15 protein-coding genes and 1 tRNA gene are annotated in these 17,907 nt (G+C 65.5%); 8 read left to right on the top strand and 8 right to left on the bottom strand.

The features are described from left to right. The first annotated feature begins 132 nt into the window (after positions 1–132). Positions 133–205, top strand: a tRNA-Ala gene (locus ACNAYW_RS23670). A gap of 1,338 nt (positions 206–1,543) precedes the next feature. On the opposite strand, the gene ACNAYW_RS23665 is transcribed toward ACNAYW_RS23670, so the two are convergent. From ACNAYW_RS23665 to ACNAYW_RS23645, 5 genes are all read right to left on the bottom strand, one after another. Continuing rightward, a complete protein-coding gene (locus tag ACNAYW_RS23665) occupies positions 1,544–2,581 on the bottom strand; it encodes a BtrH N-terminal domain-containing protein (protein WP_074850301.1) in 1,038 nt (345 codons plus the stop codon). Between the two features lie 95 nt (positions 2,582–2,676). After that, positions 2,677–3,348, bottom strand: coding sequence for a transglutaminase-like domain-containing protein (locus ACNAYW_RS23660; protein ID WP_068526269.1), 672 nt, complete (start codon positions 3,346–3,348; stop codon positions 2,677–2,679). Next, positions 3,345–4,544 carry an NAD(P)/FAD-dependent oxidoreductase gene (locus ACNAYW_RS23655; RefSeq protein WP_068526270.1) on the bottom strand — a complete coding sequence of 400 codons (1,200 nt, stop codon included), beginning with the start codon at positions 4,542–4,544 and terminating at the stop codon, positions 3,345–3,347. Before ACNAYW_RS23655 ends, ACNAYW_RS23660 begins: the two co-directional genes overlap by 4 nt. Next, positions 4,541–5,932, bottom strand: coding sequence for a cytochrome P450 (locus ACNAYW_RS23650; RefSeq protein ID WP_068526271.1), 1,392 nt, complete (start codon positions 5,930–5,932; stop codon positions 4,541–4,543). The genes ACNAYW_RS23655 and ACNAYW_RS23650 overlap by 4 nt, the downstream gene beginning before the upstream one ends. Positions 5,933–5,958: 26 nt before the next feature. Further along, positions 5,959–6,279 carry a 2Fe-2S iron-sulfur cluster-binding protein gene (locus tag ACNAYW_RS23645; protein WP_068526316.1) on the bottom strand — a complete coding sequence of 107 codons (321 nt, stop codon included), beginning with the start codon at positions 6,277–6,279 and terminating at the stop codon, positions 5,959–5,961. A gap of 99 nt (positions 6,280–6,378) precedes the next feature. Here ACNAYW_RS23645 and ACNAYW_RS23640 point away from each other — a divergent pair, with 99 nt between their 5' ends. Then, the gene (locus tag ACNAYW_RS23640) at positions 6,379–7,404 is read left to right on the top strand and encodes an AraC family transcriptional regulator (protein ID WP_068526272.1); all 1,026 of its coding nucleotides are present in this window, start codon (positions 6,379–6,381) and stop codon (positions 7,402–7,404) included. A 5-nt stretch (positions 7,405–7,409) separates the two neighbouring features. Here the strand turns inward: ACNAYW_RS23640 and ACNAYW_RS23635 are convergent, their stop codons facing one another. Then, positions 7,410–7,886, bottom strand: coding sequence for a PaaI family thioesterase (locus ACNAYW_RS23635; protein WP_068526273.1), 477 nt, complete (start codon positions 7,884–7,886; stop codon positions 7,410–7,412). Between the two features lie 93 nt (positions 7,887–7,979). On the opposite strand from ACNAYW_RS23635, the gene ACNAYW_RS23630 reads away from it, so the two are divergent. Both ACNAYW_RS23630 and ACNAYW_RS23625 read left to right on the top strand, forming a co-directional pair. Next, a complete protein-coding gene (locus ACNAYW_RS23630) occupies positions 7,980–8,594 on the top strand; it encodes a TetR/AcrR family transcriptional regulator (protein ID WP_068526274.1) in 615 nt (204 codons plus the stop codon). 111 nt (positions 8,595–8,705) lie between these two features. Continuing rightward, positions 8,706–11,711, top strand: a complete 3,006-nt coding sequence (locus ACNAYW_RS23625; protein ID WP_068526317.1) for an MMPL/RND family transporter — start codon at positions 8,706–8,708, stop codon at positions 11,709–11,711. 108 nt (positions 11,712–11,819) lie between these two features. Here the strand turns inward: ACNAYW_RS23625 and ACNAYW_RS23620 are convergent, their stop codons facing one another. Next, the gene (locus tag ACNAYW_RS23620) at positions 11,820–12,167 is read right to left on the bottom strand and encodes a hypothetical protein (RefSeq protein ID WP_068526275.1); all 348 of its coding nucleotides are present in this window, start codon (positions 12,165–12,167) and stop codon (positions 11,820–11,822) included. Positions 12,168–12,187: 20 nt separating this feature from the next. Beyond that, positions 12,188–13,288 carry an ImmA/IrrE family metallo-endopeptidase gene (locus ACNAYW_RS23615; RefSeq protein ID WP_225536079.1) on the bottom strand — a complete coding sequence of 367 codons (1,101 nt, stop codon included), beginning with the start codon at positions 13,286–13,288 and terminating at the stop codon, positions 12,188–12,190. A gap of 276 nt (positions 13,289–13,564) precedes the next feature. Here ACNAYW_RS23615 and ACNAYW_RS23610 point away from each other — a divergent pair, with 276 nt between their 5' ends. From ACNAYW_RS23610 to ACNAYW_RS23595, 4 genes are all read left to right on the top strand, one after another. Next, the gene (locus ACNAYW_RS23610; protein WP_225536078.1) at positions 13,565–14,293 is read left to right on the top strand and encodes a hypothetical protein; all 729 of its coding nucleotides are present in this window, start codon (positions 13,565–13,567) and stop codon (positions 14,291–14,293) included. Between the two features lie 65 nt (positions 14,294–14,358). Further along, positions 14,359–15,414, top strand: a complete 1,056-nt coding sequence (locus ACNAYW_RS23605) for a tyrosine-type recombinase/integrase (RefSeq protein ID WP_225536077.1) — start codon at positions 14,359–14,361, stop codon at positions 15,412–15,414. After that, positions 15,401–17,401: a tyrosine-type recombinase/integrase gene (locus tag ACNAYW_RS23600; protein WP_223120764.1), complete on the top strand. Its 2,001-nt coding sequence runs from the start codon at positions 15,401–15,403 to the stop codon at positions 17,399–17,401. Before ACNAYW_RS23605 ends, ACNAYW_RS23600 begins: the two co-directional genes overlap by 14 nt. Then, entirely contained in the window at positions 17,398–17,859 is a 462-nt protein-coding gene (locus tag ACNAYW_RS23595) for a DUF6262 family protein (RefSeq protein WP_220270942.1), read from the top strand. The genes ACNAYW_RS23600 and ACNAYW_RS23595 overlap by 4 nt, the downstream gene beginning before the upstream one ends. Positions 17,860–17,907: the final 48 nt, after the last annotated feature.

The following is a 17,907-nucleotide window of genomic DNA, read 5'->3' as shown; positions in this document are numbered from 1 at the left end:
GTTCGGACCTTATCTCCAGCTGACAGGCTTGGTAAGGGGTTGACCAGCAGGGATGCTGTGGTGGACATGTCCGTCACGAGGTCGTAGTTTGGCGGTGGGACGGTGCCCAGCAGCGGGTGCACAACCACACACGGGGGCTTAGCTCAGTTGGTAGAGCATCGCCTTTGCAAGGCGAGGGTCAGGGGTTCGAATCCCCTAGCCTCCACAGATATGATGAGTTTCTGACTGCTGTCAGCTAGGAGCCCCCCCCGGATCGCCGGCCCCGGGGGTTCTGAGCGTTGGGAGGTCCAGCAGATGACGAAATGCTTGACTGGCCATGAGGCTGGTCCGGCGAGTCCGTGATGGTGGCGGGTGCGCGGGGTGACTATTGTGGCGTCATGGCTCCGACGCAGCGTACGTATCGATGTGTGGAGGCCGACGTTCGCCGACGAAGCCGACGTGAGGCGTTCCTGGACGCCGCGCTCTGTGTCTTCACCGCGTTTTGTCGACGGTGCTCCGCGAACACCTCCAAGTCCTCCCCGCCGCTTCACAGGCCCTGATCTGCCAGAGCGCATAAAACCTAGTCAGAGCACTCGATATCGCACCGCTACTCAGTGGAGGAATCAGCCTCAAAACCGATCCTCCCATGCGCGCCATCCACGACGATGCCCGTGATACTCAGACGGCGAACACCGCCTCTACCGATCCCCTCGCAGCCGACACCACCACAACCAAGTTAGGGCGCCCTCGGGCCTGACTGTGTCGGATCGGTGACAATCGACAACGCCTTGCGGTGCCGGTGAACCACATACGACACCGACCACCGCGACGTCAGATCCTCGAGCTGCTGCTCCTCAAGCAACTTCACCCGCACCCACAGATGACTGCTAAGCCCCGGTATCCCGAGCGATCACATGCTCGGCATACGCGCACACCGAAGCCCGATCCCACCCTGACGGGACAACGACCGTCCGCCGAGAAGGCATCTGCAGATCATCCTCCCCATCCACATCCACGAACCTACGACCAAACGCGGCCACCCGCCTACAGTCGGGGCCAAATCACACCGCCCTGGTTGGAGCCAGACCAACTTGACATAGCCACCCGCTGGCGGGGTGTACTGCTGCGAGCGAGCAGTGATTCGAGATCTCCCGGTGTCCCGATCCACCCCGGGGACCACAACCGTTGCGCTGACCCGCAACGGTTGCTTGATCCAGTCGGGGGGAGCGCTCACCGGGCCGGTAAGAGCGCGAGGACAGGCGCTTGGCAACCACGCCCCTCGAGGCCGTGTTCGAGCATCACCTGGCCATCGGCCTCGTCGGCCGCGGTCCACGATGGGGGACTTGTACGACCGGATCCGCCAGTCGTCCGTCGCATCGCCCCGACGCACCGTCTATGGCGTCGACGGCGATGGCTCGCAGCGTGTCGACAGATCGCCACGACGGATCAGGACCCAGGTGAGCGGGAACCGGCGTCCTGCTCACGGTGGTGCTCCTGCGTGCGTTGTGTGAACGCGGCGGCCCTGCTTAGCGCCCTACTCGCGGACTTCCCGCGACTGGCCCGGTTAGCCTGACAAGGATGCTGCGGCCTTTCGCAGTGACGCCTCCAGAGTCGCTTCCGCCTCGGGTAGAGCTGCCGCGAGGGTTGTGACGGATCGGAGCCGCTCGGATGAGGCGTGATCCTTCTGTACTGCTGCGCGTGCGACTGCAGTCCAGGATGTCGCCGCATGGTGGGCGTTGGCTGCAAGGATGGCGGTTGCGTGATCGCCGGTGAGGCGTGCGATTTCATCGCAGCCCTGTGCCAGCAGTCGGCGGAAGAGGCCACCGCCGGTCCCCGCTTTCTCGATGAAGGCGCCGAGGCTGAATAAGTGCATCTCGAGGTCGTCGGTGGACAGGGCTCCCCAGCTGCAGACGTCGGATGCGAGAGCGCTGGCCGCGTCGAGGCCGTGTGACCCATGTTCTGCGGGCCCGGCGATCGTCGATGCGCCTGGGGTGCTCAGGCTCGCTGCGGATTGCGCGAATGCCTGTGCGGCCACCTCGATAATTGAAGGCGGCGTCTGTGGCCAATTGATACGAAACTGCGTGTGTCGGGTTGGCTCCGGGAAGGAGGTCGAGCGGCGCGCGCGTGCGAGTGCGTCCAGTGGGACGCGTTGAAGATCTTCGCGATCGTTGTCGGCGATGTACGCGATGCCTTGCGTCTCGTCGTAGCCGACTACCACGATGTCGTGGCGGCTCATGCGCAACTGGACCCGCAGATAGGGGAGTTCTGCGATCTCCGCCCAGACCAGTGCAGGGCGGCCCTGATCGATCTCGCCACGAAGGTTCTCCCAACCCTCGGCCGGGTCGTCGGTGGCAAGCACCTCGACGGTGCCGCCCAGACGGCGGGGGAGGTCCACCTCAAAATCAGGTCCTCGTCCGACCAAGTACACGGGTGGCATCAGCGCGCTTGATCGAATGTAGGTGAGGGAGAGGGCTCCGCCGAGGGCAAAGACGAGGCCCTCATCGGGTGGGCCGTCGAAACCGAGCCCGGTCCACTCCATGAGGTCTCGCATCGCACCGGACCCACAGTGGCCGCCCATTCGGTGCGGGTAGGGGTCGATCATCGAGGGGCCGGACACTGACACGAGTCTCCTGTGTTGAGGCGGTGCGGATCTTGTTCGTAGAGTCGATTGCCGGCCGACGACTGAGGCAGGTCGGGTTAGGCGTGGAATGCATCTAGTGGCGTCGCACGCTGCGTGAATATCAGAGGGCCATAGGCCTGTTTGAGAGCCGCCAGGATGTTGTCGAGAGGCAGGTCGTTGTACGTACCTCTTTCGCGGACGTACTCCATGTGTGTTGAGCCGTCCGCGGAGTGAGCGTGGAGCAACGCGTCGCTGTCGCCGGTGAAGTCGATCGGGGCAACTCCGAACCGTGCGCACAGTTCCGAGTTGAACGCGGGTGTTGCCTTGAGCCACCGTCCGTCGATGTAGACGTGGCTGTACCCGTGATAGACGAAGACGTCGGTTCCCATCAGCTCACGTAGGGTGCCCGTTTGGAGGTGGTTACGGACGTCGGCGAAGCCGAACCGCGCTGGGATCCCGGCGGCGCGAAATGCGGCGGTGAGCACGACGGCCTTGGGGACGCAGTATCCACGTCCGGATTCGATTACGTGGCTGGCCCGGTAATGCTCTGGGTCGTTGGAGACGGTGTACGGGTCGTAGCGGATGGCGTCGCGTACCGCGGTGAACAGGCGGCGAGCTTTGTCTTTGTCGGTGGTCGCGTTGCCGACGGCTTCGCGTGTGAAGGTCGCGACGGTGGCGTGCTCGATGTCGAGGAAGCGTGAACCCGTCAGCGCCGCCGGGCTGACCGCGTTTGTCGGTGATGTGGTCATGGGGTCGCTCCGATCAATGCGGACCTGACGATCGGCGCTCGTTGTGCAATGGCGCGCTTGGCGTTCACGAAGTCAGCGGGTCTGTTGACGCAGTCAGCTGCAATCAGTTCTCCGGCGGAGAAATAGTAGCAGGTGAAGTCGCGGCCATGGGCGGGGTCGCCGCTGACCAGCACCTCGTCGTATCCGGTGTTGAGCCCGGCGATCTGGAGTTTGAGGTCGTATTGGTCGGACCAGAACCACGGCAGTGCGGCACGACCGGTTGTGTTGTCGCAGATTGTGGCCGCCGCGATTTTGGCGTGCTCGGTTGTTGCGGACACGCACTCGAGACGAACACGTCTCCCGTACCGCTCGATTCGGTGGTTGGCGCAGTCGCCGGCTGCGACGATGTCAGGATCGCTGCTACGAGCGCGGTCGTCGACGAGGATGCCGTTTTCGACGTCGATGCCCGCAGCTGCTGCGAGCTCCGTGTTCGGAATGACGCCGACGCCGACGATGACCAGGTCAGCGGCCAGCGTTTCTCCACCGGCGAGGACAACGCTGGCGACTCGTTTGTCGCCGCGGAACCCCTCGACGATTGCGTCGATCCGTACGTCGACACCCTTCTCGCGGTGAATTCGATCGAAGAATTCCGACACGACGGGCGCCGTGACACGTTCGAGTACGCGTCCTGCCGCCTCCAGGACGGTCACTTCGACACCCAGGGTTCGAAGCGAGGCCGCTGTCTCCAGGCCGATGTACCCGCCGCCGACAATGACGACCCGCGAACCCGGGACCGCGGCGGCGCGGATGGCCTCGACGTCGGTGGCGGTGCGCAGATAGTGCACGCCCGGCAGATCGGCCCCAGGGACGGGCAGTGCGCGAGCTCGAGCGCCGGTGCACAGGGCCAACTTCGAGTAGGACACCGCGTCGTTGTTGCCGAGAGTGACGGTTCGTTCGGCACGGTCGATCGAGGTTACGGTTCCGTCGACGAGCTGGATCCGTTGCTTGTCGTAGAACTGGTGGCTTCGGATCGCGACATCGTCGAGATGGCAATCGCCGGCCAGGTATGCCTTGGACAGCGGCGGCCGCTGATACGGCAGGCGGCCCTCGTCGCCGATCAGCAGGATGTCTCCAGCCCACTTCTCCTTGCGCAAATTGGCCGCCAGCTGTGCGCCGGCGTGGCTTGCGCCGACGATCACGACCCGATCAGTGCTCACGTCTCCTGCTTGGGAGTCAGACGGACCATCATCTTGCTGATCCCACGAACGAAGTTGGACTGCACGTACTCCGGATCACCGACCACCGCGATGTCGTCGAAGCGCTCGAGGAGTTCTTCCCAGAGAATGCGCAACTGCAATTCGGCCAGGCGGTTTCCCATGCAACGGTGCACGCCGAAACCGAACGCGATGTGGTTGCGAGCGTTGGACCGATCGATGATGAGCTCGTCCGGGCGGTCGAACACTCGCTCGTCGCGGTTGCCGGAGGCGTACCACATGACGACTTTGTCGCCTTTGCGGATGAACTGACCGTTGAGCATCACGTCCTTCTTGGCGACCCGGCGCATGTACGCCAGGGGGGTTTGCCACCGGATGATCTCCGACACCGCGTTGGGGATCAGGTCCGGATTGGCTTTGAGTTTCTCGAACTGGTCGGGATACTCGTTGAGAGCCAGCACTCCGCCGCTCATCGAGTTGCGGGTGGTGTCGTTGCCGCCGACGATCAGCAGCACGAGGTTCCCGAGGAACTCCATGGGGCTGTCGTCGAGAAGGTCTTTGGTGTCCTCGTTGCTCTGCAGCATGGTGATGAGGTCGAAACCAGGCTCCTCGCCTGCCGCGGTCCGCGCGGCCTTGTCTCGCCATAGCGCACTCAAGCCCTGTGCCATCGCGACCATCTCGCGGAAAACTTTGTCGTTGTCTGATGGTCCGCCGTTGGCCTGCTCCATCGACGTGGCCAGATCCGACCACTGGACGAGTTTGTGGCGCTGCTCGTAGGGGTAGTCGAGCAATGTCGCGAGCATCCGCGCGGTCAGTTCGACCGACACGGTCTGGACCCAGTCGAACGGTTCGTCGAGCGGTAGCTCGTCGAGGACTTCCCGGACGCGCGACCGGATGAGGCCCTCCATCTCGCGCAGGTTCTTCGGTGCGACGACTCCCTGGACGGCGGCGCGCTGCTTGTCGTGCCGCGGCGGGTCCATGGCGATGAACATCGCGATGTCCATGAAGCGGGGCGGCCGACCGATGATGATGAACGGTTCGGCGGAGAACGCGTCGTGGTTCTTGTCGACAGCGATGATGTCGGCATGTCGAGTGACCGACCAGAACGGCCCGAAGGGACTGCGGGGCTGGAAGTGAACGGGCGCCTCATTGCGCACACGCTCGAAGTAGGACCGCCACCTGCCCTGTCGGTAGAGGAATGGGTTGCTCAGATCGATGTCGGTGAGTTCGACTTCCTCGACAGGCGGGATGGGGGTCTCGGTGAAGATCTTTTTGCCGTCGGTTCGGGTGACGATCCGGCGGGCCTTGTCATAGACGTGGGCGCCACGGATTTGTAGATCGATCGGGATCATGGACTGCGCTTTGTCGGCGAGGGCAGTTGAGATGCTCATAGATGTTGCTCTTTCGCTTTAGACGTTCACAACTGGAACTCGGGAAGGCGAACGGTCAGACCGTCCCACTCGTTGTTGGCGGTCATCTGGCAGGCCAGTCGCGAGTTGGCCTCACGTTCGGGGTGCATACTCAACATGCCTTCTTCGACGTCTGTGCTGTGTCCGACGGTGTCGATCCACGCGCTGTCGACGACGACGTGGCACGTTCCGCATGCCGCCTCACCGCCACAGTCGCCATCGATCCCCGGTATCGCCTCGTCGACTGCAATCTGCATCAGTGACCTGCCGGGCGTCACCGGCGCGGGGTAGTCCTCGCCGTCGTGGGTCACGTAAGTGATCGTGGCCATGGCCACCTCCTTGTTCGTGGGTCGTAGAGGTGAGTGTGCACGCGGCAGATGTGCTTGATCCAGGCTCGGACGTCGCGATGTCTTGTTAAATTGGCTCATGTGAGCCTTGTCGAGTTGGGGATACCGCCGCTAGCGTTCGCGCAGCTCCTCGACAGCGGTGCCCTGGGCGCGGCGGAGACGCGAGCGTTCGGACGCATCATGGCCCGCGAGGGCGTCGATCTCGCGGTCGTCATTGCGCGACAGGGCCAAGTGCCTGTCCGGTGGTTTCACGAGGTGTATCCGGCGATGGACGCCCAGCAGGGATTCCGGTTGGGCGTGGCGTTCGCCGAGCACGCCCAGCTGACCTCTTTCGGCCCCCTCAGTTTGCCGCTGGTCAGTGCGGGTTCCGTCCTCGAAGTTGTTCAACTGCTTCGGTTCTTGCCCCTGATATCGACCGCGCTGAGCACCGAGTTCCAGCACGGAGACTCTGGACTGACGATCGCTCTGGCCGGGCGCACAGATAGCCCCGGCACCGATTGTCTCGCCGTCACCTACGGTGGTCTGGCTGTCCTGCGGTTGGTGGACATGCTCGCCGGTGCCGTCCCCTCCGTGGAGCTTCATCTGACATGCCAGGCGCCGGCAGACCTGATCGTCGTGGGTGAGATCGGCCATCGGATCCTTTTCGACGCGCGCGCGGCGTTCGTGCATATACCGGCTGCCGTGCTCTACGACGTGTGCCGCTTCTCCGACCCCGTGGCCTACCGGATCGGTATCGCCGAGCTTCGACGCGTCTACGAACAGCGCAGGCCCAATTCCTACACGCAGCTGGTCCGCGCACAGTTCGATGCTGACCCTGCGCGCGCTGACGGCGCTCGTATCGCGGCGGAGCTGGCGACATCGGTGAGCACACTCAAGCGACGCCTGCACGCCGAGGGCACCACCCTGCGTCGCCTGCGGCAGCAGTTCGCCCAAGAACGAGCCACCGCGCGACTGCTGGATCCCGGCATCAGTGTCGGCGAGATAGCCGCAGAACTGGGGTACTCCGAGGTCGCCAGTTTCTCCCATGCATTTACACGGTGGGTCGGGTGCTCCCCGACTCAGTTCCGCCGCGCACCGTCGAATCAGCGGGCAGCGCCGGGCATCTGAGCAGGTCAGTCCGCGCGGAGGAAATTGACGAAAAAGCTGTCTACCGTGGAGGTGTCGGCGTAGCGCGCGAAGTGCGTGAGATCGACTTTCACGAACTCGCTAGTGGCGGAAAAGTAGGTCTCGCCCTCCACGGTCCCGCTCGCCCCGATGTGCAGGGTGTGATCGGCGTCCTCGTCGATCCACGCCGTGAGGCGTACTGGTACGTGGAGGGGTACCGGTCGGCGGTACTTGACCGTCAACGTGCGCGTGACGGCCGGGGTGCCGGCGATCCACAGCGTAAATCCCATGATGTCGTCGCACGCGGCCGAGATGGCCCCTCCATGCGCCAGACCTGGTCCACCGGAATGCTTTTCGGTGAAGGAGTGATCTGCAAAGACTCGGTCCTCGTCGCGGTAGACCTCGAGCTGCAGGCCGCTGGCATTTTCCGGCCCGCAGCCCATGCACGATGGGGAGTGCGCGGGCAGTCTGCTGGGTGCTGACATCACAGTCCTCGAATCGATGCTCGTGCCGGTAGCGGACCGCTACTGACGGTATCGTTGGCAGGATGCCACATACGTGGACCAACAGCGAGAAGAATGCGGGTAGCGGTGAGCATCGATGGCCTCGACGACGTCGATCCGCGGCGGGTTCGTTCCAGGAACCGTCTACTCGACGCCACGGCGGTGTTGCTGCGCAGAGGGGGAGTGGAGGCTGTCACCGTCGAGGCGGTCACCAGCTTGTCCAGGGTTGCCCGCACAACCCTCTACCGGCACTTTGGCAGTACCACCGACCTGGTCGCCGCTGCCTTCGAGCGTTTGCTGCCCCAGGCCGATCGCCACGAACTCTCGGGGTCGGTGCGCGAGGACTTGATCCGGTTGATGGATCGTCAGGCGGACGTCATCGAACAGGCGCCGCTGCAGGTCACCACGGTCGCGTGGTTGGCGATGGTGCCCGAACGGGCCGGCGAGCAGAGCAACGCCCTGGCCCCACTGCGTGCGCGGGTGGTCGATCACTACCGCGAACCGTTCGACCGATTGCTCACCAGTGCCAGTGCCGTCGACGAGCTCGACGATTTCGACCTGACCCTGGCCATCACCCAGCTCGTCGGACCGCTGATCTTCGCCAAAATCACCGGCATCCGGGCCGTCGACGCCGATGACCGCCGCCGCATCGTCGACGACTTCCTGACGGCGCATCGCCGCATGCCCTGACCGCTCGCACGGTCCACGCCGAGTCCGAAGACGAGCGACCGCGCCACCGCTTTTCGCTACATCATGTAGCGTACCGATCCAGGTAGTTCCGTTTCGGCAGGAGTGGTGTTGATGGTGGTGCACCGGCGATCGGCTGGCGCGCGGTCAGAACGCGCGGAATACAGCGCCACGCTTGCGCGGGTGGCTCGGTACGCGCTAGCGCACAAGGTTGTCGTCGTCGGCGCGTGGCTCGCGGTGGGTGTGGTGCTGGCGCTGGCGTTCCCGCAGCTCGAGACAGTCGTGCGCCAACAATCGGTCGATCCGATCCCTGCGGGAGTGCCGTCATTTCAGGCTTTCGACCGGATGGGTACGGCGTTCGGGGAGAAAGGCGCCAAGACAACGGTTTTCATCGCCATGGAGAACCGTGGCGGCCTCACCCCGACGGTGCGCGTACGCTACGACGAGCTTGTTCAGAAACTTCGTGGCGCCACCGCCGATGTCGCTTCCGTCCGTGACCTGGTGGGGGATCCGACGACGGCGTCGCAGGCGGTGAGCCGCGACGGGACGGCCTGGTACCTGCCGGTGGGGCTGACCGGAACGCTGGGCGGCCCCGCCGCGACTCGCGCCTTGGATTCCGTGCGCGACCTCGCCTATCATTCGTTCTCCGGCACCGGTACAACCGTACACGTCACCGGGCCCACCGCCACCTTCAGCGATCAGATCGTCACGGCCGAAAAGGACCTTGTGGTGATCACCATGGCCACGGTTCTGCTGATCGCGTTCATCCTGCTGGTGGTCTACCGGTCGCTGTTCACCGCGCTCGTACCCCTGCTGGTGATCGGGATCAGCCTCGGGGTGGGTCGCGGTGTGGTGTCAGCGTTGGGCGAGTTCGGAATGCCCGTTTCACAGTTCACCGTCGCGTTCATGACGGTGATCCTGCTCGGTGCCGGCGTCGACTACACGGTCTTCTTCATCAGCCGCTACCACGAGCGATTACGGTCGGGCGCCGAGCACGCACCTGCGCTCATCGACGCCACCGCTACGATCGGGCGCGTCATCCTCGCCTCCGCCGCAACCGTCGCCCTGGCGTTCCTGGCGATGGTGTTCGGAAAACTGAGCGTCTTCTCCACTCTCGGGCCGGCATGTGCGATCGCGATCGTCATCGGGTTCCTCGCCACGGTCACCCTGCTACCGCCGGTCCTGCACGCCGCCTCCCACCTCGGGTGGGGTGCACCCCGCGCGGACCTGACGCGGCGCTACTGGAACCGCATCGCGGTACTCGTCGTACGGCGCCCCGCCTCGCTACTGGCTATGACACTCGTCGCTCTGCTCGCCCTCGGCGCAGTGGCGTTGGGCATCACCATCACCTACGACGACCGCAGCGGACAACCCGCCACCACTGACAGTAACGAGGGTTACGCACTGCTCGACCGGCACTTCCCGACCAACACTACCGTCCCGGAATTCCTCGTGATCCAATCCCCGAACGACATGCGTACCGCGAAAGGGCTGGCTGACCTCGACGACCTGGCATCACGCGTCGCGCAAGTCCCGGGAGTGACCCGGGTTGTCGGCGTGACCCGACCCACCGGCAGCCGCCTCGAACAAGCCCAGCTGTCGTGGCAGAACGGACAGATCGGTGACCGACTCGCCGCGGCAGTCAGTGACGGCCGATCACGCACTGGCGACCTGTTCCAACTTCGAGATGGCGCCGACCAACTCGCGACCGGCCTTGCCACGCTCGACAGCCAGATCCGCGCCAACCTGACACCGCTGTTGCGAATTCTCGACCAGGCCACGACCGCGGGACAACAGATCCAGCAATACCGACCACTGCTCGGTCAACTCCGCACAACCGCACCCGCACTCGACCAACTCATTGGGCAGGCACCGCAATTGGCCACCGCGGCAAGGCAGGCATCCGACGCCTTGAGTCTCGTGACCGCCGTGCGGCCCTTGCTCGACAACGCTCCCTGGTGCGCCCCGATCCCTCAGTGCGCCGCCGTCCAACAGCAACTCCGGACCCTGGGCACACTGCGGGATTCCAACTTCCTCCTCCAAATCGGCGCTCTCTCCGGGCAACTGGGCAACCTCGGCACACCCATCACCACCATCACCGCGCAACTCACCGCCGCAGTGGACACATTGGACACAACGCTGGGTGCTGTCACCGCGCGCGACCTCCCCGCACAACTCGCCCAGCTTCAGAACGGGGTGAGTCAACTCGCTGCTGGCTCCCGCGCGATTGCCGGGGGAGTCGCCGCACTCGTCGACAGCAACCTGCAACAGTTCGCCGGGATGGCCACCCTTGCCGCGCAACTACAGACCACCGCCCGCGAAACCCGCGGCTCGGACGCCGCCACGGGTTTCTACCTACCGCCTGACGCGTTCGTCAACCAAAAGTTTTCCGACGTTGCTGCACAATTCGTCTCTCCAGACGGGCGGACAGTGCGCTATGCCATCCAAACCGACGCCGATCCCTACAGCAGCCAGGCGATTGAACTCACCAACGCCATCACCACCGCAGCCCAGACAGCGAGACCCAACACCGCCCTGCAGAACGCATCGGTGTCGCTAGCGGGATTCCCCGCCATCAACGCCGACCTGCAACGCCTGCTCAGCCACGATTTCCGGCTACTCGCCCTGGCCACCCTCATCATCGTCGGCATCATCCTGATCGCACTACTCCGAGCGCTCATTGCACCGCTTTACCTGCTGGGAACCGTTATCCTGAACTACGCTGCAGCCCTCGGCGTGGGGGTGGTGATCTTCCAATGCATCCTTCGCACCGAGATTGCCTGGCCTGTACCGCTTCTCGCGTTCATCGTGCTCGTCGCCGTCGGCGCCGACTACAACATGCTGTTGATCTCCAGGCTGCGTGAGGAATCCCACCGCAGCATTCGCATCGGAGTCCTACGAACCGTCACCAACACCGGCTCCGTCATCACCTCCGCCGGCCTCATCTTCGCGGCAAGCATGTTCGGACTGATGGTCGGCTCGATCGCCATCATGACCCAGGTCGGCCTCATCATCGGTGTCGGACTACTCCTCGACACCTTCGTCGTCCGAACGATCGTCGTACCCGCAATCGCCACCCTGGCCGGACCAGCGAGCTGGTGGCCAGGCAAACACGGGTGACCCGAATCCACTGCGCCCGCATGACGACGAAACATAACGGTCGGCACGCGGCCCGTCGGCCCCACACCCAGCTCGCTATCTGATAACGCACACCGTAAGATCGACAGATTAAATAACTGGATGACGGTCGCAGGACTTGGTCGTAAGACCGCGGGCGTGTGCTTCGCGCCAGGCGGCGGCGAGGTTGTCGGCGCGGCTGTGCCAGGTCATCTCGCCGAGGTACTCGGCGTGCTTCCTCGTCGCATCGGTCCACCGCAGCTCCGCGTACAGGCGCCGGTACTGGCACCGGAGGACCACCCGCCCCAGCGCGTTCGGTGCGGTGCGGATGGCACGGTTGTGGCGGCCGCCTGCGGCGTCGTCCTGCTCTTTGGCCTGCACTGCCTTGTTCGACCCGTGCGGGACGCGCCAGTGGTGGTCTTTGACCGCGTCCTTGCTGTTCCAGCCCCACCGTGACATCCCTGGCGTCCCCCGCGCTGTTAGACGACGGTCAGGTGACGGCTGCCGGCGGTGGCACCCTCGGGTGCGCCGAACAGGCTGGTGCGGTTCTCGGCGGTGAGCAGTGTCAGGGCGTCGAGCTCGGTGGTGCTGTATCCGTCGGTGGCGAGCTGGGCGAGAACATCGCGGGCGAGCTCGGGTGTCTCGGTCGGGACACCGGGCCGGGTGCCGTACATCCGGCCGGTTTCGTTGAGTAGTCGGAACATCGCCCGGTACTGCCGGTCGGAGAGCACGCCGCGCTCGCGTGCTCGGACAACGAGCGAGGACTCGCTCACGCCCCAGTCCAGGCGCAGCTCGTCGAGCTCGTGCACGGTCCGGGTCGAGACCCGGTCCAGCGCCGGGCCGATGTCGTCGACCGGGGCGAGGAACTCGGCGGCGAAGACATTTGCCCGTCGCTCGGTTTCGGTGGGGCTGACCAGGGTCATCGCATCCATCACCAGGTGCCCGAGTTCGTGCGCGAGGGTCATGCGCATCCGGTCCGGCGGTAGTGCGGCGTTGACGTACACCAGGTGCGGGTGATGCGCGGTGGCGCGTAGGGTGACCGCGTCGATCTCGCGGTCGTGGAAGTCCTCGACGACGACGAAGACCCCGGCCGCTTCCAGCAGTTCGGTCATCGACCGGATGGGGCCGGCGATGCGCCAGAGCCGGCGCAGGACTTGCGCGACCGTGATTTCGCCGAGATCGGCGGCGTAGTCCCCGGGGTCGAGATCGGGCAGCGCCAGTTCCGGATCGAGATCGGTGTGGGCGACGACCCGGCCTAGCCGCATCGCGACCAGGTTGGCGCGCGCCCAGACGCGGTCACGTTTCCACTCCGCTGTGGTGGCGTTGGCGCGGAAGTGCGTGCCCTGCGCAGGTGAGCGCTCGAACGCGACGCACAGCGCCTCGACCGGGCATTGCAACGCCCGGGCGTAATCGTCGAGCGCCTTACCTGCCAGCGGCAGAGCGCCAGCCTCGACCCGGGTGACGTGCGATCCGGAGATCCCGGCCTCCTCAGCGAGCCGCTTCTTCGACCAGCCGTGCGCCAGTCGTGTCAGCGCAACCATCACCGGGTTCGCCTCGGCCTGCGAGAAGAGTGCCGTCACCCAGATCGCCTCCATATCCTCGATCGATCCCTGCGTTCCACGCTATCGCGGTAACAGCCGAAATCTGCGCAGAAACACCGTGTGAACTGCGACTTTCTGCCCGACGCGGTTATCTCCATCCGAAACGCAAGTGACTGATGTGACGTCCGTCTCGCTCGCGAGAGCGAGGCGAGACGGTTTGGCCAATTCTGCAGGTCACGGCGTGTTGTCTTGCTGAGAACTGTACCACGTTAGGCAAGATTCCATGCAAGTAATTACATCGATGGGAGACAGATCGTGACGGCACTCATGGACGACGACATCAACCCGCTCGACGCGGGAGCGGTTTCTCGGAAGGAGGCGCAGCGGATCCTGCGCCCGGTGACGATCGGCGTCGGCGCGCTGCTGCTGGCCGCGGTCGATCACTGGAACACGCTGACCGCGGGGCAGCCGGCGCACTTGCGGACGGTGCTGCAGCCGCTGCTGCGGGGTAGTCACGTTGCGGCGTTTGTCTCCGCCGGCACCAACGTGTGGCTGAGCACCCAGGGGATGCACCCGCCCGGGCACCTGGTCAAGCGGCCGTATCAGTGGTCCGAGGTGAGTAGTCACGGCCGTACTTACCTGGCGATCCATCACAAGGAGATGGAGGGCACCAACACTCGGCGCAAGGCCTTCATCAAGCAGGACTCGCAGACTCTGCAGCTGGTGGGCGATCCCACGCACTGCGAGCTGACCTGGGACTACGACGCGGCGACCGATTCGCACGTGCGGCGGATCTGGGTCAGCGCCCCCGGGGTGCAGTGGGAACGGTTCGAGATCCCGATGGACCAGGTGCAGCAGAGGTACGCCGCGTGGCGCAAGCGGGACGTGCGCTGGCTGCCCGGGCGGCTGCCCGCTGCGTCGATCGCCGACGCCGCGATCGCCGATGACGTGGTCATCGATGTGCGTGACGAACAGCAGCGTCGGCGCACTGACATCACGACCCGCCGGCCGCGCCGCGCCGACGGCCTCGAGGACCAGCGATGAGGGCCGCCCCGGTCACGGTCCACGGGGTCCGGTCGTGGACCGTCGTCGACCAACAGGGTTTGCCGGTGCTCGAGATCGAGCAGTTCCTGCATTGGCAGCGGGCGATCGGACGTTCTCAGAACACCGTCCGCTCGTACGCGCGGCACCTGAGTCAGTTCTATCGTTGGCTGGCTGCGCGGGGAATCGTTTGGGATGAGCTGGATTTCCGGCAGCTTTGTGACTTCGTCGCCGTTCTCACCGCTGGACTGCCGCCGCTGCCGTCGCGGTGCGGGGGCCGTGCACCCGGCACGGTGAAAGCGGTCAGCGCCGCGGTGCGGGAGTTTTACGAGTTCCACCGCGTCGAGGGCCGGGGACCGCAGGATCTGGTACTGACCCGCAACCCGTCGAAGCTGCCGCGGCGCGCGCACAGCTTCCTTGCGCACCTCGAACACCGCCGTCCGCGCGAAGTCTCCCGCCTGGCCCGGCCCGACCGGCAGTCGGCAGAGACCGTGCAGGTCATCGACTTCGAGACCGACTTCGCCAAGCTGCTCGCCGCGGCGTCGACCACCCGTGACCGACTGCTGCTGTCGGCGCAGTACGACCTGGGCCTGCGGGTAGGCCAAGCGCTCGGCCTGCGCCACGGCGACTTGAACCCGATGCGCAGGCAGGTGATGATCCGCCGGCGTGACGACAACGCCAACGGGGCGCTATCAAAGCAGAAGACCCAATTCATCGTCGAGGCTCCGCGGCGGTTCTTCGACCTGTATGCCGCGTACCTGCTCGGTGAGATCGCCCACGTCGACAGCGATTACGTGTTCGTCAACCTCTCACGCCCACCCGTCGGTGGTCCGATGACCTACTCCAACGCCTACCAGCTCATCGAACGGATCGGCGCCGCCGCCGGGATCGACGACCTCAACCCGCACATGCTCCGCCACACCCACGCCACCGCCCTGGCCAAAGCCGGATGGACCGCGGCCGAGATCGCTGCCCGCCTCGGCCAATCCCATTCGGCCAGCGCCGACGTCTACATTCACCTCGCCAGCGACGACCTCGCCGAAAAGCTCCGCACCACCGAGCATCTGGTCTGGCGAGAACCGCAGCAGTACCGACTGAAGGGAGACGGCGATGGCGCGCGGTAACGGCGAGCGCGCCCGGTCCGGGCCCCGCGGCGTCCCCGCTCTGCAGGTGCCGGACGGGCCTTGGTGCGCATCGACGTGGCCGGTCGTCGACATCGCCGGCGACCGCCGCCGCGCCGCCACCGACCCGTGCGCCGTCTCCGACTGCGACGGCGAGCGGTACTGGCTCGGCGGCCCCGGTGGACGCGCAGCCGCCACCTCGGGGCTGTGCTATGCCCACTACTTCCAGTGGTTCCGCGCTGGACAGCCCGCCGACTTTGACGCCTGGGCCACCACCAGCGCTCTGCCCGTCGGCGTGCCCCGTGGACGGCCCGCCACCACGCAGGTCGTCGACTTCCGCCGCATCCCAGCGGCGGCCGCCGACGAAGTCCGGTTCGTCGCCGCAACCAAGATCGGCCGCGGCGACTGGACCCCCAACGCCGGCCTGCGCCGCGCCCTGATCGTCCTCATCGAGGTCGCGCACGGGCGTATCACCAGCTCCCTGACCGAACGCCCCGTCGACGACTGGCTGCTGCTGTGCAGGCAGCACTGGCCTTACACCAACTTCGACTCCCTCTGCGCTCCCTACATCCGGAGGTTCTTCCGACTCCTTCACGGGGCCACCGACCCCGACCCATGGGCCGCGGATCACTGGCGGTGGCGCGACGGATTCGAGTTCGTCCTCGACGCCACCCAAGCCGGGGCGACACGAACCGCTGTCGACTGGGCCACCATCCCGGTGCCCTGGCTCAAAGAGGCCGTCAAAAGCCTGGCCCGCCAACAGTTGTCTACCTCCCGCATGTCCTGGGGAACGCTCACCCAGTGGCTGCGCGCCACCCGCCAGCTCGCCCAGTTCCTCACGCTCGACGGAACCGTTCCCGAACCGTCTGCGGTCACTCGGACGGCGTTCCTGGACTACCTCGAATGGACGCGCCGCCCCGACACCAAGGCAAGCCCCCAGCTCGCGAACACCGCGGCCTACCTGCTCGAAACACTGCGCGACTGCGGACTCGTCGACGACCTGGGATCAGCGATCTTCCTGCGCCGCGGCGAGAACGTCCACCGCAAGACCCGCCGACCGAGGCCCTTTCCACCCGATGTCATCGAACGCATCGACACCCTGATCGTCGACAACCCGGCCACCGACCCCACCCTCCGGGCGATGATCGCCACCACACGATGGGCGGGGTGCCGCATATCCGAACTCGTCGCCCTCCCGATCGACTGCCTCCAACACAGTGAGCAGGGCCACTGGATCGAATACTGGATGACCAAAACCAGCGCCTGGCGGCGGCTTCCAGTCCCCGAAAGCCTCGCCGAGATCATCCGCGACCAGCAGACCCGCGTCCGCGACACCTACGGCCCCGACGCCGAGCACCTCTTCCCTGGCGCCCGGTCCAGCGCCATCGCCGGCCGCACCCAGCCCTGGTCCACCAGCGGGCTACGACACCGCCTCGCCGCACTGTTCCGCGAGCACGGCATCACCACGTCCGTCGCCACCGGCGAGAAGATCTCCGGAGGCGACGTCCACCGCTTCCGCCACACCATCGGAATGCACCTGCTCAACAACGGATGGACCCAACCGGAAGTGCGCGACTTCCTCGGCCACCACAGCGACACCATGACCGCGACCTACGCTCGCATTACCGACGACACCCTCGCCCGCAAAGCCCGCGAATTCTGGGACACCAACCCCGACAAGGGCGTCGACGCCACCGTCGAGCGCCTGCGCGCCCGCTTCACCACCGCACTGCCCAACGGGTTCTGCACGCTCCCCGCGACGCAGCGCTGCGAGTTCCGCCCGAACCCCTGCATCGACTGCTCCTTCCACGACCCCGGCGGCCGCACCTTCCTCGGCGCACACATCACCCACCGCGACCAGCTCAGACAGCTCGCCGCCCAAGCACAAGACAACGGCGACCGCCAGGCAGCGGACCTGAACAAGACCATGCTCGACAAGGTCACCAGGCTCATCGACGAAATCGACTCAGACACGCAGGAATCCAGGTGAGCAATGGCGACCGCGATCACCGCACTGCACGCCTCACCGCGGCCGCCGCCGCCCGCACAACCAGCGCGACCGCCCGCGCACGTCGAGCCATCACCCGGCTGCACAACACCGGACAACCCGTCACCTTCGTCGCTGTCGCCAGAGCCGCCGACGTCTCAACCAGCTTCCTCTACAAGCAAACCCAGCTCCGGCAGGATATCGACGCGAAGCGCGGCACCGCCACCGCCGGAATAGAACGCTCCAGGGCAGCCAGTGCCGAATCCCTCCGCACCAAGCTCGCAACCGCGATCGACCGCAACCGCGAACTGACCGAACAGCTCGAGCAACTACACACCGAGAACGAGGCGCTCCGAAGCCGACTCCTCGAACTGGGAACCCGGCCGCCGGCCAAACAAGAAGCCCGTCGAGGAGAACATGCAGATAATCCGTCCGCCACAGGGCCACAACAGCCACGATGAGACCCGTCAGCCACGTCGTGGACAGTCAGGAGGCTCCTAGAGATATCG

The sequence above is a fragment of the Tsukamurella ocularis genome, from assembly GCF_965138335.1.
In the GTDB taxonomy this organism is placed as follows: domain Bacteria; phylum Actinomycetota; class Actinomycetes; order Mycobacteriales; family Mycobacteriaceae; genus Tsukamurella; species Tsukamurella ocularis_A.
The sequence above is the reverse complement of the archived record's forward strand: the minus strand, read 5'-3'. Positions and strand labels throughout refer to the sequence as shown.

Coding starts and splice junctions, on each gene's coding strand:
- ACNAYW_RS23660 (WP_068526269.1), bottom strand. CDS start 3,348: ATGACCACATCACCGACAAACGCGGTCAGCCCGGCGGCGCTGACGGGT.
- ACNAYW_RS23645 (WP_068526316.1), bottom strand. CDS start 6,279: ATGGCCACGATCACTTACGTGACCCACGACGGCGAGGACTACCCCGCG.
- ACNAYW_RS23620 (WP_068526275.1), bottom strand. CDS start 12,167: ATGTCACGGTGGGGCTGGAACAGCAAGGACGCGGTCAAAGACCACCAC.
- ACNAYW_RS23630 (WP_068526274.1), top strand. CDS start 7,980: ATGCGGGTAGCGGTGAGCATCGATGGCCTCGACGACGTCGATCCGCGG.
- ACNAYW_RS23600 (WP_223120764.1), top strand. CDS start 15,401: ATGGCGCGCGGTAACGGCGAGCGCGCCCGGTCCGGGCCCCGCGGCGTC.
- ACNAYW_RS23650 (WP_068526271.1), bottom strand. CDS start 5,932: ATGAGCATCTCAACTGCCCTCGCCGACAAAGCGCAGTCCATGATCCCG.
- ACNAYW_RS23625 (WP_068526317.1), top strand. CDS start 8,706: ATGGTGGTGCACCGGCGATCGGCTGGCGCGCGGTCAGAACGCGCGGAA.
- ACNAYW_RS23665 (WP_074850301.1), bottom strand. CDS start 2,581: ATGATCGACCCCTACCCGCACCGAATGGGCGGCCACTGTGGGTCCGGT.
- ACNAYW_RS23635 (WP_068526273.1), bottom strand. CDS start 7,886: ATGTCAGCACCCAGCAGACTGCCCGCGCACTCCCCATCGTGCATGGGC.